The organism is Psychrobacter sp. ANT_H56B (assembly GCF_008369245.1).
GTDB lineage: Bacteria > Pseudomonadota > Gammaproteobacteria > Pseudomonadales > Moraxellaceae > Psychrobacter > Psychrobacter cryohalolentis.
Map to the genome: position 1 here is coordinate 16,032 of NZ_VOBF01000003.1, position 13,731 is coordinate 29,762.

11 protein-coding genes are annotated in these 13,731 nt (G+C 42.7%); 9 read left to right on the forward strand and 2 right to left on the reverse strand.

Going from position 1 to position 13,731, the window contains the following annotated elements; all coding sequences use genetic code 11:
• Positions 1 to 80: 80 nt before the first annotated feature.
• The 8 genes from nqrF to FQ082_RS04925 all read left to right on the forward strand — a co-directional run bounded on the left by nqrF (position 81) and on the right by FQ082_RS04925 (position 9,928).
• A complete protein-coding gene (gene nqrF, locus FQ082_RS04890) occupies positions 81 to 1,316 on the forward strand; it encodes an NADH:ubiquinone reductase (Na(+)-transporting) subunit F (protein WP_011514729.1) in 1,236 nt (411 codons plus the stop codon).
• 112 nt (positions 1,317 to 1,428) lie between these two features.
• Positions 1,429 to 2,229: an SDR family NAD(P)-dependent oxidoreductase gene (locus FQ082_RS04895; RefSeq protein ID WP_149492263.1), complete on the forward strand. Its 801-nt coding sequence runs from the start codon at positions 1,429 to 1,431 to the stop codon at positions 2,227 to 2,229.
• 298 nt (positions 2,230 to 2,527) lie between these two features.
• Entirely contained in the window at positions 2,528 to 3,676 is a 1,149-nt protein-coding gene (locus FQ082_RS04900) for an FAD:protein FMN transferase (RefSeq protein WP_149492264.1), read from the forward strand.
• 150 nt (positions 3,677 to 3,826) lie between these two features.
• A complete protein-coding gene (gene nqrM, locus FQ082_RS04905; protein WP_011514732.1) occupies positions 3,827 to 4,072 on the forward strand; it encodes a (Na+)-NQR maturation NqrM in 246 nt (81 codons plus the stop codon).
• Between the two features lie 284 nt (positions 4,073 to 4,356).
• Entirely contained in the window at positions 4,357 to 5,676 is a 1,320-nt protein-coding gene (locus tag FQ082_RS04910; protein WP_149492265.1) for a CynX/NimT family MFS transporter, read from the forward strand.
• Between the two features lie 90 nt (positions 5,677 to 5,766).
• Positions 5,767 to 6,579 (forward strand): arylesterase, encoded by an 813-nt coding sequence (locus tag FQ082_RS04915; protein WP_149492266.1) that lies wholly within the window; start codon positions 5,767 to 5,769, stop codon positions 6,577 to 6,579.
• Complete coding sequence (locus FQ082_RS04920) at positions 6,576 to 7,265, forward strand: ABC transporter ATP-binding protein (RefSeq protein ID WP_149492267.1); 690 nt, start codon at positions 6,576 to 6,578, stop codon at positions 7,263 to 7,265. The genes FQ082_RS04915 and FQ082_RS04920 overlap by 4 nt, the downstream gene beginning before the upstream one ends.
• Entirely contained in the window at positions 7,265 to 9,928 is a 2,664-nt protein-coding gene (locus FQ082_RS04925) for an ABC transporter permease (RefSeq protein WP_149492268.1), read from the forward strand. The genes FQ082_RS04920 and FQ082_RS04925 overlap by 1 nt, the downstream gene beginning before the upstream one ends.
• A gap of 14 nt (positions 9,929 to 9,942) precedes the next feature.
• Here the strand turns inward: FQ082_RS04925 and FQ082_RS04930 are convergent, their stop codons facing one another.
• Positions 9,943 to 10,506: a hypothetical protein gene (locus FQ082_RS04930; protein WP_149492269.1), complete on the reverse strand. Its 564-nt coding sequence runs from the start codon at positions 10,504 to 10,506 to the stop codon at positions 9,943 to 9,945.
• 2 nt (positions 10,507 to 10,508) lie between these two features.
• Positions 10,509 to 11,900, reverse strand: a complete 1,392-nt coding sequence (locus tag FQ082_RS04935; RefSeq protein ID WP_223145344.1) for an AAA family ATPase — start codon at positions 11,898 to 11,900, stop codon at positions 10,509 to 10,511.
• Positions 11,901 to 12,356: 456 nt separating this feature from the next.
• Here FQ082_RS04935 and FQ082_RS04940 point away from each other — a divergent pair, with 456 nt between their 5' ends.
• On the forward strand, positions 12,357 to 13,691 hold the full coding sequence (locus FQ082_RS04940) for a valine--pyruvate transaminase (protein ID WP_149492270.1): 1,335 nt from the start codon (positions 12,357 to 12,359) through the stop codon (positions 13,689 to 13,691).
• The last annotated feature ends 40 nt before the right edge of the window (positions 13,692 to 13,731 follow it).

Genomic DNA, 13,731 nt, shown 5'->3' on the forward strand with positions numbered 1-13,731 from the left:
TTCATTTATTCGGTAGGGGTTCAGAGAAAACGCAATGACGTCTTTTCGCTCCCCTACTCCATAGATTAAGGATACCTACCATGGATTACGCTACGGCGATTGGTGGCGTTGCTATGTTTACCTTGATCATCATGGGTCTCGTTGCCATTATTTTGGCAGCGCGCTCACGACTGGTCAGTTCAGGCGATGTTACTATCCATATTAATGATAATCCCGAGAATGACGTTGTAACACCTGCAGGCGGCAAACTGCTACAGACATTGGCAAGCGAAGGTATTTTCTTATCTTCAGCTTGTGGTGGCGGTGGTACTTGTGCCCAGTGTCGTTGCCGCGTGATTGAAGGAGGCGGATCTATTCTGCCTACCGAAGAAGGTTACTTTACCCAAGGTGAGATTCGCAATCATATGCGTCTTGCCTGTCAGGTAGCCGTTAAGCAAGACATGAAAATTGAGATCGATCCTGAATTCTTTGATGTGCAAAAGTGGGAATGTGAAGTTATCTCTAATGATAACGTTGCGACCTTTATTAAAGAATTAGTACTGAAGATTCCAGATGGCGAAGAAGTGAACTTCCGTGCTGGTGGTTATGTACAGTTAGAAGCGCCACCGCATGAAGTGCATTATAAAGACTTTGATATTGCTGAAGAGTATCAAGACGATTGGAATAACTTTGGCATCTTTAAATACGTCTCAAAAGTTGATGAGCCTGTTATCCGTGCCTATTCAATGGCTAACTATCCGGATGAAAAAGGTTTAATCAAATTTAATATCCGTATTGCCAGTCCGCCGCCGCGTGGTCCTGATGGTATTCCACCGGGCAAAATGTCTTCTTGGACCTTTAGCCTAAAACCTGGCGATAAAGTCACAGTATCTGGTCCTTATGGTGAGTTCTTCGCTAAAAAGACCGAAGCTGAGATGATATTTGTCGGTGGTGGTGCTGGTATGGCACCGATGCGCTCGCACATTTTCGATCAGCTCAAACGCCTCAACTCTGATCGTAAGATTAGTTTCTGGTATGGCGCGCGTTCTATTCGTGAGATGTTCTACGTTGAAGATTATGATCAGCTAGAAGAAGAGTTTGCTAACTTTGAGTGGCATGTGGCATTGTCTGATCCATTACCAGAAGATAATTGGGATGGCTATACAGGCTTTATCCATAATGTCTTGTTAGAGGAATATCTCAAAGACCATCCAAATCCAGAAGATTGTGAATACTACATGTGTGGGCCACCGATGATGAATGCGGCGGTCATCGATATGCTGCACAGCATGGGTGTTGAAGATGAAAATATCATGCTTGATGACTTTGGTGGTTAATTGGGGTGGTTAAGCTTAATCGTTAAGCAACCACAATTAACAGAATAATATATGCTAAATTAAGAGTCTCAATTGAGGCTCTTTTTTTATGGGCGAAACGGAAAGGATTCCTATGAAAACCAACTATAAAGATTTGACCATTTGGGTAACAGGCGCATCAAGCGGTATCGGCGAAGCATTAACCATCGCCTTTGCCAAACGCGGCGCTCGTATTATTCTAAGTGGACGTGATAAAGAGAAACTAGCACTGGTAAAAAGCCGCTGTAAAAATAGTAAAAAACATATCGTTATCCCTTTTGATATAACCGATGCTGAGCAAGCAAAACAAGCATACGCTACCGTTAAAACTCAAGCAGGAAAAGTCGATTGGCTGATTAATAATGCGGGTATCAGTCAACGCGCGCTTATCATGGATACCACTGAAGACATCGAACGCCAAATTATGGAGATAGATTATTTTGCGCAGACGCGTCTGAGCAGATTGGTATTGCCAGATATGCTCGAACAAGGTGGCGGCAAAATAGTGATGATATCAAGTGTTGCAGGGTTACTCGGTACACAATATCGCGGTGCTTATGGTGCTGCCAAAGCGGCTATTCATATGTGGGCGAACAGTCTGCGTGCTGAACTGCACGAACAAGGAATAGAAGTAGCAACGATATTCCCAGGATTTATTCAAACCAATATCTCTATTAATGCCTTGACTGGTGATGGTAGTGCACAAGGGACGATGGATGCGGCAACCAATAAAGGTCTGACGGCGACTAGCTTTGCCAAGCAAGTCGTCAAAGCCCTTACCAAAGGGGAAGAGTATATTATCGTTGCTGGTCGCAAAGAAAAGCTCGCTACCAAGGTTAATCGCCTATCACCGCCAAAACTTTATAAGCTCATTCGTGAGTCGCAAGTCAAATAAATCTAGCATGTTAAATAAATATAGTTAGTGACATGTGATATCGCTACATCACGTACGGCTGGTATTAATTTTTCTTGCTTGCTATGCCTACATAGACCGCAAAAAATTCATACCAGCCTTACCGTAGCTTTTTTAGGTATTTTAGCTATATATATTACATAGCAATCAATATCTGAAAATGTTTTAAGCCGACAATTGGCGTTATGGGTGACAAGGGGTGTAAAATAGGCAACGCTTAGCTTATTTAATAGCTAACGCCTCATTTATCCCTTCGCTATATCAAGTTGTGATGACTCATATGAAAAACCCAAGCATGCAAAAATCAATACCACTCTCATTTTCTGTCAAATCGATGAATACCGCCCTACTACCTATTATTGCTATAAGCACTGCACTAGGGATGAGCGCTTGCCAGCAAAAGACCGATTATAATAATCTGAGCGGTGAGACCATGGGCACCAGCTATCATATTAGCTATCAGTTGCCTAAGGATGCTGATGAAGCGGCTATACAAGCAGCCATCGATAAGCGCCTGCAAGATATCAATGACAGTATGTCCACTTATCAAACGGACTCTACCATCTCTAAATTTAATCAACTAGGCAAAGATGAGCCTATTACCATCGATGAAGATTTTAATCATGTGTTGGTAGCTTCAAGACAAGTTTATGAGCTATCGGGTGGCGCCTTTGATCCTACAGTGATGCCATTGATAGACACTTGGGGTTTTGGTAGCACGATGACCGTTGAGCGTTTGCAAAGTCCACCGACGGTGCTTGAGATTGCGCAAGCCAAAGCCTTGGTCGACTTTGAAAGTATCATTCAAAAAGATAAGACTATCTATAAAGCCAAAGATGGCATTGGGCTTGATTTTTCAGCAGTGGCTAAAGGCTATGGTGTCGATGTCATCGCTGATGTGCTAAAAAACAATTATCAAATTCGCAATTATATGGTTGAGATTGGTGGTGAGGTGGCAACCTCTGGTGTCAGTGCGCAACAACAACCTTGGCAAATTGCGATAGATGCACCGATTGAAGGTAGTACCGTCAGCGAGCGTCAAACTATGGCAGTGATTCGCCAACCGATAAATAATGGCAACACGATGCATCTGGCGACCTCTGGCAACTATCGCAACTCAGTCGTCTTTGATGGTAAGCACTACAGTCATACCATTGACCCGACTACAGGTGAGCCGATTGTAGGTGGTGCGCCATCGGTAACCGTCGCGGCAGACACCGTCGCGCTGGCTGATGCTTGGGCAACCGCCTTAACTGCTATGCCTTACAAAAAAGCTTTGAGCGTCGCCAAGGAGCAAAACATAGCGGCATTGTTTGTCGTGTTGGCAGATGGTGTGAGCATAGAAGCAGCTGCGGACAGCATTGATGATTGGCAAGTGGTGCAAACACCTGCTATGCAAGCATTACGTGCTGATAAAAAGTCCAGCTAAATCTAAAAACACTAATAGAAGCTAATTCGGTATCTTTCTGAAATTGTCTTACTCAGCTGAGAAGCTCAAACGGACAAGATGAATTTTTGCTATACTATTAAGAGGTTATCACACAGATAACTGTCCTACTTTTAACGCGAGGTCTCCTCTATGCTTAGCCAACTGCTTCCCATGCTTGCTATCACCTTTACCGTATTCATGCTGTTTTTTATCTTTATGGGTATCGGTTATATGGTCAATAAAAAGCCGCTTAGAGGGTCTTGTGGCGGTGTTGCCAAATTGATGGGCAATGAGAAATGCTCGTACTGCGGTGATGATCCTAATAAATGCGATTCTCTAATTGCCGAACAGCAAGAGAACGCTTTAAAAGCGGCTCAATTGGGCAAATCGGTATAATATAGTCGGTTTGTTACCATACGCTGGTAGTATTTAGCCGTCATTTGTTCTTATAATAGCGCCAGCCCTTTTTTTAAAAGGGCTGGCGCTATTTTTTATGGCGCAGCGTTATTGTTCTACATCACTACTTATAGATATTCATATTGCCTTACCCGTTAAGGTAGCAAGTTCATATGAATTGCTTTCTGCCAATATTTCGACATTCTATTTTTTCGTCTCACTCATCTTCTTTGTGAGATTTTTTCGGTGTTATTTTGCAAGCGACGACTCTTCGGCGCTGTTTAATGACGTGTCCTTTTTCTTATTCTAATAATAGTCGTGCTGCCATGTCTACCTCTCCTAATGTGCAAAATGATTTGCCTTTACAGTCTCAGACGGATAATCCTTTACCGTTTCAGCTGCCCTCTTCGCGCTTTACGTTTTGGCTGGTGTTGTGTGCCATGATTCTATTGGCGACCAATATGCGCTCGCCGATTGTGGCACTAGGTTCTATAGCGCCGGTGGTTCAAGGAGCGCTCAATATCTCCGAAACCCAAATTGGCTGGCTTGGCGCGGTGCCGATGCTGACTTTTGCACTTGGGGCTTTTATTTCGCCAGCGATTGGTAAGCGGTTTGGGCTTGAAAACACTTTAATTGCGATGATTAGCCTGCTAACAATAGGTATGATTATTCGCAGCCTTATTCCCACTTGGATGGGTTTTTTGGGCGGCACATTACTGCTGACGTTAGCGATTGGTTTTGCCAATACCCTTGCGGCGCCTGTTATCAAGCAACGTACACCCAATCATATTCCTTTAGTTACTGGATTATTCAGTCTCACTATGACCGTGTCGGCAGGGATTGTCGCGGGCGTGGTCTTGCCATTATCTGAGCAAGTAGGCTGGCAATGGGCACTTGGTGGTTGGTCGATTTTGGGCGTGTTTGCCTTAATGATTTGGGTGCTGCTACGACTGCGTTTGGGTTCTTCAAACCATCAGCCCGTAGTACCGCTTGCTGAAGGCGTTCAAGCCCCATCGCCCATCTCTATGTGGCGCACACCCTTTGCTTGGCAAATTGCCATATTCATGGGCTTACAATCGCTGCTTTTTTATACAGCTGCCAGTTTTTTACCGTCGATTTGGCTCAGTAAAGGCTTGTCAGCAGTAAGTGCGGGACAGATGAACTCAGTATTCCAGTTTATGGCACCTGTAGCGATTTTAAGCTTAACGTGGCTGGTCAATCGTGGACGACCTATTCAGGCACTGGCGGTACTTGCAGCGGTTTTAAATGTGATTGGTATCTTAGGTGTCAGCTATTTATCTGCTGATTTGGCGTGGTTGTGGTCGGCGCTGATGGGCATTGGTTGTTCAGCGATTTTTACCTTAAGTATGATGCTGTTTTCAATGCGTACTTATACCGCCAATCAATCAAGTGAGCTGTCGGGTATGGCGCAAGCGGTCGGTTATTTGATTGCGTTTTTTGGTCCATTGGGGACTGGTTGGTTACATGAAGCAACGGACAGCTGGGATTTACCCTTACTTATTATGCTGATATTGATGGTGGTCAACGTAGGATTTGCGTGGCTGGTCAGTCGTCCGGTGATGGTCGATGGGAAGAAGGTTTAGTTTTTATCATTAATCGATTAACTTTTGCACCATATTGCTGTTTATCTGATTCTGCTAGACTGGCTCTATTGCCTATAGGACAGCAGAATTATGATAAACAGACCTTTCCGCTTACCGCAGCGCTTGCTCACGGTTGTAGCATTGACCGTAGCAATCGCAATCAGTGGTTGCCAAAAAACGCATGATGCTAGTAATACTCAGACGGATACTGATATTCAAGCCAGTACTCAAAACAGCAGTCAACCCTCCGATACCCAACTGTCTCAAACTACATCTACAACGAACCTTGCTGAACAACAAGCGCCTTTGACCATATTGGCATTAGGTGACTCGTTAACAGAAGGGCTTGGGGTGGATAATAATGCCAACTACCCTGCTCAGCTACAAACACGCTTGCAGGAACTTGGTTATAAAGATATCAAAGTCATCAATTCAGGATTGAGCGGCGAGACCAGTACAGGCTTGGTCAATCGATTAGATTGGGTATTACAGACCAAACCTGATATCACTATTTTGACCATTGGTGCCAATGATGCCATTCGTGGTATTGATGTGAAGACAGTCGAAGCCAATATTCGTACTGCCGTAAAGCGCCTACAGGACAATGATAGCGTGGTCATCCTAGGTGGTATGCAGATCTATGATAACCTTGGCTCTGATTATGTAAAATCCTTTGCAGCGATATATCCAAGAGTGGCGAAAGACATGAACGTGACGCTTATTCCTTTCTTTTTGGATGGCGTTGGCGGCGACCCTAAGCTCAACCAAGCAGATGCCATTCATCCGACCAAAGAAGGTTATACGCTGATCGTTAATAACAATATCTTGCCGATATTACAGCCTGAGCTTAAAAAAATAAATCCGTCGAATGTGACCAATACGCCTACTGAGACAGCACAATGACATCAGCATTACCTACCTCGCAAGCAGCGCTGCTCACTGCCACTAAGCTAAATAAAACCGTACACGTTGGTGACCAGTCTTTATCTATTATTAAAGACGTCGACATTCACGTTAATGCTGGCGAGTTTGTGGTGATCATGGGTAAATCTGGCTCTGGCAAATCCACCTTGTTGGGTTTATTAGCGGCATTAGATTATCCTGATAGCGGCGACGTTGAGCTGGCAGGTCAAACCTTAAGCCGATTAAATGAAGATGTCTTGGCGGTTATTCGTCAGCGTGATATGGGTTTTGTCTTTCAGTCTTTTCATCTGCTACCAACGTTAACCGTTGCTGAAAACATCGCTTTTCCATTGGACATCGCCCGTCGTCCAGATGCGGCGCGTGTCGATGAGTTGATTGAGGCGGTTGATTTGGGTCATAGGCGTCATAGCTTGCCAAACCAATTATCAGGTGGCGAGCAGCAGCGTACAGCGGTTGCACGCGCATTGGTATCACGCCCGAAGATTGTCTTTGCTGATGAGCCTACCGGTAACTTAGATGAACAGAATGCCAATCAAGTGATGCAGCTATTACTGGATTTGCGTCAGAAAACTGGCTCGGCGTTGGTGGTGGTCACCCATGATTCAGCACTAGCTGACATGGCAGATCGCGTTATCACCATGCATGATGGGCGGATTATATCTTGATGGATAATAAGAATATAGAAGACACTTTATCGACTGATAATACCGACAGCATGGCTAAAGAGTCAGACGCTAATGGCGGTATCGTACGCCAGCTATTGACGAGTACCCTTGGTTTACAAAAACTAGGCTTACAAGGATTGGGGGCGCAAGCACTTAGTCGGAGCTGGTGGCAGCGCTGGATATATCCAGTATTATTTTTACTGACTTTGACCTTGTCACTTGCGACCTACCTCACACTGGACTCTATCCAGCAGTCAGTTGACACCTATATCAATGACAATCAGCGTGCTTTGGTCGGTGGCGATTTAATCTTAAACAGTAAGCAAGATTGGCCAAGCGAAGTATTAACGCAGATTGATACCCTTGCCGACACACAAACGGTCTTTGACTATCAGTTTAGCGCGATGGTCGTCACTGATGAGCAGACTTTGCTTGCCAGCATAAAAGCGGTTTCTCAATCCTATCCATTATATGGTGACGTCGAGCTGGCATCAGGACAGCCATTATGGCAGCAGCTTACAGCCAATAATGTAGTTGTCGCCCCCGAAGTGCTCAAAAGCTTAAGCGCTGATATTGGTGACCAAATCACTATTGGTGATGCGCAATTTATCATTAGTGATGTGCTGACAAAAGAGCCTGATCGTCCACTGAGCGCCTTTGGCTTCGGTGGTCGTATTTTGATGCCACAGCAGGCGTTAGAGGCGACCAATCTATTGGGACAGCGTAGCCGTATTAATTACCGTATTGAGCTGGCAGGTAATGCAGAATTGATGGCGACCCAGCGCGATAAACTGACGCAAATACTGACCAATTATCCTGATATCGAGCTCTCTGATGCAGAATCTGCGGACACCTCGGTATCGCGTATCTCTGATAATGTATTGATGTTTTTAAAGCTTTTGGTCATTGCCGTATTGTTATTGTCCGCAGTGGCTATGTATGGCGTCATCACTGCATTTGTGACCAAGCAGCAGTCGAGCAATGCGATACGTTTGGCACTGGGTGAGCCCCTTAAGTCGCTAAAACGCAGCTACTATCAGCTCCTTATTATCACTGCCATCATCGCTTGTATCGCAGCAATTTTAGTCAGCTTTGGCTTACTCAAAGTCGGTCAGCCTTATCTTGTGGCTATCTTGCCAGCGGACGTTAGCTTGGCTATTAATCCTATCAGTGCCATCAAAACCACCGTCATAGCCTTGGTGCTCACGCTACTCATCGCCCAACGTGGCTTGAGCACATTGAACACCACCAAACCTGCTACCTTGCTTAATCAAGGTGCAAGCTCAGCTGTGCAAAACCTGCCTTGGTATAAACGTTTGCCGTTAGCTTGGTATGGGTTAATGCTGGCTGGTCTATATGTGTTTTTTGTTTATGAAGTAGGTGGATGGTTATTTGGCGCGCAGTTATTAATCGGGTTAATTGGCTTTGTGAGTATATTTTGGCTATTGGCACGCGGCTGGCTGTGGTTACTGGCACGTATCGCAAGTAACGCTAAAATTGGCTGGATGCAGCGTATTGCGATTCATAACCTTGCACGTAAGGGCAACCAATCAGCATTATTTTTTGTCACCTTAGCATTATCGGTGGCGGTACTGACCCTCATTACCACACTCAATCACAGTATCAATGCCCAGTTTATTAACGCTTATCCTGAAGATGCACCCAATTTATTTTTGTTAGATATTCAAAGCGATCAGCATGATGAGATTGATAGCATTATTGGCGCACCAGTGAGCTATTACCCTGTTATTCGCGCTCGAGTAGTGACTGCCGATAATATACCGGTACAGGATATCGAGCCTGCTGATGGCTTTGATGATCCCGCGCGTGTCTTTAATCTAAGCTATGCAGATGCGGTGATGGACACTGAATTTATTACGGATGCTGTAGTAGACAATCAGCTTTACGCGCCCATTAACACTGAAAATAAAGACCCAGCGTCAACCGTTGCGCCTTTATCTATTTTGGACACTGCCGCCAGTTTATTAAATGTTGGCATGGGTGATGAGGTGCGTTTTAATATTCAAGGGATTGAAATCGTCGGGCAGATTACCAGTATCCGCTCGCGTTATGAGCAAGGACCTAGTCCTTATTTCTACTTTTTATTTGAGCCAGCCGTTCTCTCTGCTGCCCCGCAGATTCAATTTGCTACTGCCCACGTATCAGAAGACGCCATTCCAGAACTACAAGGCAAACTGGTACGCGAATTCCCAGCAGTGACCAGTATTGACGGTACGATTATCGCGGAGCAAGTCCAAGGATTGGTCGCGCAGATGAGCCGCTTGGTATATATCTTTACCTTGCTAGCCCTGCTGACTGGCATCATGGTGCTCATCAGCTCGCTACTGTCTACCTCACAAGATCGTATGAAAGAGAGTGCCTCGTTTAGACTATTGGGTATGCAAAAGCGTGACTTGTATATGCTCAATATCTTAGAGCTGGGTGTGCTTGGGATTAGTGCGGCGACATTTGCGGTGATTATCGCCACTGGTGGTGCTTGGCTAGCGGTCACTCAGTGGTTCAATCTACGCTTTAGTGTGCCGTGGGCAAACTTAGGACTCGGCGGTATTGCGTTAGTGGCATTGCTGTTTGCCATTGCCATTATCTATGTAAAATTGGTGATTGGGCGTGGGATTATGGCAAGGGTAAGAGCGATGGTTTGAATACAGTAGAAGACCTAAAAATAGGTTGCCTTCAACTCTGCTAAATGCATAACCTTATATTCTCGACGCCATGAAGGGTTCATGTTACGCATCCTTCTCCTCATTTGTTGAAGAAAACTACTTTGAAAAACAAATATATATAGATGTCTAACTGATAAATTATAAGGAGTAAATATTCTGATAGACCCATCAATTTTCTTTTGTAAATCTTTTTGCTTCACCTGTTTAGCGTTTTCAAAATTTAAACGCAACTCTACAAGTTGAACGTTAGAATAAACTCTTTCAAATATAACACCTCTAAAATTGAGGTTGTTATTCAACCGGAATGGTGTCAAACTTATTTTATTAGTAACCAAAAAAGCACAATCCATTGTTTTATTCTGTTGTCTACGCTCTAATTTTGCTAAATTTATTTCTACATTGTCTAAATCTATGACATTATTATTTTGAAATAAGTTACCTGCTTTAATGAGGCTATCATCATCTTTAAATATAATATCATCCAATAGCTTAACGCAATTTGCGTTCGAAATAGCAACAGGATTATTTAAAGTGTCGCATTTATTATATTTTAGCAAGCTTATACTCCGTATCTATCTATTCTATCTATAGCAATATTGAAAGATTCAAATATAGGTTCTATATCGTGTTTCAGCCATTTATATCTGTAATCAAATTTACCATCATCTTTTTCGGCAAGATAGAAATTAACTCGATCCAAGACACCTTCTTTTTCTGAAATATATCTAATAGCACTGACCATATCAGGGTTATGGCTGGCTAAAAATAAATTTACTTTAAATTTTTTATGAAGTAAAACAATAACTCTTGCATACTCTACTACCCATTGAGGATGAAGGTTTGATTCAGGTTCGTCAATTATCAGTAAGGTCTTATCGTTAAGATGACCATTTTTAATAAGTAGTTGAAGTATAGAAAATGATTTAATGCCCGTTGCCATATCTAGTAAGTTAAACACAGCATTATCACTTCTCTTAAATTTGAAATCATTTACTATATGATTTTCATCAACTGACTCAACATCACCACTAATAATTTCATTACTAATCAAATTCGAAATTTCATTAGAGGTACTACCGCTACCACGAAGTAGATTTTTTAAATCATTCCAGTGAGGATTATCTGAACTTTCGACTGCAAACATCATTGGATTATCGATATATATAGCGTCATTAATTGAAAAAAGTAAAGAAGTACTTTGAATGCTTCTAGATAGTATAGTTTCACCAAACTCTTTGATACAAAACTCTGTGGGCAAATCACCTTCACTAAAAATATTACTGAGCTCTTTTTCAATTAGAGATATTGGTCGAATATCTATAGCTTGACTAGCAATTTCAAATTTACTAAGAATAAATTTTTCTATTTTATTAAAGGGGTCTGCTTCCTGAATCACTTCATTATGATCACTATTTTCTTCTAAATTAATGTCATCTATATCATCCTGCAAAACCACCTTTAGTATCCGATTCATTCTGCTCACTCGTATACGTTTACTTATTGGTATACTCTTATCAAGCCCTAGAATCTCACCACTAAAATCAATTGCACTGTCCGAGTAAATTTTCTTTACTTCCCTTAAAAGAAGTATCCATCTATCTTCTAATATCTTTAAAGGAGTATCTACATCATTTATATTTCTGACTAAATTAGGAATCTCATTTATATAGCTTCTTCTATTGACACTTTCATCTTCGGACTCTTCAGGAAGATCTCTTAGCATAATTTCAAATAATTGCGCAACATCCCTCATATCTCGGTATAGATTCTTTCTAACCAAAGAGTCATAATTTGAGATATTATTTACTGAATAATATAATAGCTTCGACAGTGTACTTTTACCACAACCATTTTCTCCAGCTACTAGGGTTATTCCATCAATAGCTATATCGGCATACTTTAATGCTCTGAAATCACGGATGGACATATTAATATTTGATGACATAGTCATTTTTATCTCTCTATTTCCTATCGTTTAACATCTGTTCAAATATTATAACTTTCGTTTAATCATTATTAAGCATAGGTTATATGTAGTATATATTTAACGTTAGTACATCATAACAGAGGATATTCTGATATTGTGATTATTTTTCTTTAGTCGCTGTTAGAAAACAAGCAAAGCTTTGCTCACCTAAAAACAGTCACCTTAAGACGCGGTTTAACCCTGATTGAAGCGGTAGCTTGGTAGACTCTCGCGCTTACATTACCTTGAAACCAAAACGCCTTCTACTCATATAGAAGGCGTTTTTTGCTTCATCAAATGTCTCAGAATATAAACCAATATCAGCCTTGCAGTTTGCTTATTTATTGGGGGGGATTACCTAGCCCCCATTTGCTATACTAGCCTAACTTTTATCAATCAAATTCCTTCTTACAATATCCTCCAAAACAGCATGGTAGTCTTATGAAATTCTCAAAATTCGGTCAAAAATTTACCCAGCCCACTGGCATCTCACAATTGATGGATGATCTGGGCGATGCGCTAAAAAGTGATCAGCCTGTCAACATGCTGGGCGGTGGTAACCCTGCCAAAATTGATGCCGTCAATGAGTTGTTTTTGGAGACGTATAAGGCGCTTGGTAATGATAACGATGCAGGTGAGGCCAATAGTAGTGCGATTATCAGCATGGCGAATTACTCTAATCCGCAAGGTGATTCGGCCTTTATTGACGCCTTAGTTGGCTTCTTTAACCGTCATTACGATTGGAGTCTGACCTCAGAAAATATCGCCCTGACCAATGGCTCACAGAATGCGTTTTTCTATCTGTTTAATCTATTTGGCGGCGCTTTCGTTGATGAAATGAATGAATCTGTAGACAAGTCCATTCTACTGCCATTGACCCCTGAGTATATCGGCTATAGCGACGTGCATGTCGAAGGTCAGCATTTCGCAGCGGTATTGCCACATATCGATGAAGTGACGCATGATGGCGAGGAAGGCTTCTTTAAATATCGTGTCGATTTTGACGCATTAGAGAACTTGCCAGCCCTAAAAGAAGGTCGTATCGGCGCGATTTGCTGCTCACGTCCTACCAACCCGACGGGCAATGTCTTAACGGATGAGGAAATGGCACATTTGGCCAAGATTGCCAAACGCTATGATATACCCCTTATCATTGATAATGCCTACGGTATGCCCTTCCCCAATATCATCTACTCTGACGCGCATCTGAATTGGGATAACAATACGATTCTTTGCTTTAGCCTGTCTAAAATTGGTCTGCCCGGTATGCGTACGGGGATTATCGTGGCCGATGCGAAAGTGATCGAAGCCGTCAGCGCAATGAATGCGGTAGTAAACCTAGCGCCGACACGTTTTGGTGCAGCCATTGCCACGCCACTAGTAGAAAACGACCGTATCAAGCAGTTATCGGATAATGAGATTAAACCTTTTTATCAGCAGCAGGCGACCCTCGCTGTGAAGCTATTAAAAGAAGCATTGGGTGATTACCCATTAATGATTCATAAGCCTGAAGGCGCGATTTTCTTATGGTTGTGGTTTAAAGACTTGCCGATTAGTACGCTTGAGCTGTACGAGCGCCTAAAAGAAAAAGGCACCCTTATTGTGCCAAGCGAGTACTTCTTCCCTGGTGTCGATGTTAGCGATTATCAGCATGCACACGAGTGTATCCGCATGAGTATCGCTGCGGATGAGCGGACACTTACTGATGGTATTAAAGTGATTGGTGAGGTGGTACGCGAGCTGTATGATGCGGCTAAAAATAGCAAAGCATCATAACTTCAATGATAAAAATAGTTAAATAGCAAAAAAAAACGGA

Bases quoted from the DNA above. Each gene is read 5' to 3' on its own strand.
- nqrF (WP_011514729.1), top strand. From the start codon at position 81: ATGGATTACGCTACGGCGATTGGTGGCGTTGCTATGTTTACCTTGATC.
- FQ082_RS04895 (WP_149492263.1), top strand. From the start codon at position 1,429: ATGAAAACCAACTATAAAGATTTGACCATTTGGGTAACAGGCGCATCA.
- FQ082_RS04910 (WP_149492265.1), top strand. From the start codon at position 4,357: ATGACGTGTCCTTTTTCTTATTCTAATAATAGTCGTGCTGCCATGTCT.
- FQ082_RS04920 (WP_149492267.1), top strand. From the start codon at position 6,576: ATGACATCAGCATTACCTACCTCGCAAGCAGCGCTGCTCACTGCCACT.
- FQ082_RS04935 (WP_223145344.1), bottom strand. From the start codon at position 11,900: ATGACTATGTCATCAAATATTAATATGTCCATCCGTGATTTCAGAGCA.
- FQ082_RS04940 (WP_149492270.1), top strand. From the start codon at position 12,357: ATGAAATTCTCAAAATTCGGTCAAAAATTTACCCAGCCCACTGGCATC.
- FQ082_RS04915 (WP_149492266.1), top strand. From the start codon at position 5,767: ATGATAAACAGACCTTTCCGCTTACCGCAGCGCTTGCTCACGGTTGTA.
- nqrM (WP_011514732.1), top strand. From the start codon at position 3,827: ATGCTTAGCCAACTGCTTCCCATGCTTGCTATCACCTTTACCGTATTC.
- FQ082_RS04900 (WP_149492264.1), top strand. From the start codon at position 2,528: ATGAAAAACCCAAGCATGCAAAAATCAATACCACTCTCATTTTCTGTC.
- FQ082_RS04925 (WP_149492268.1), top strand. From the start codon at position 7,265: ATGGATAATAAGAATATAGAAGACACTTTATCGACTGATAATACCGAC.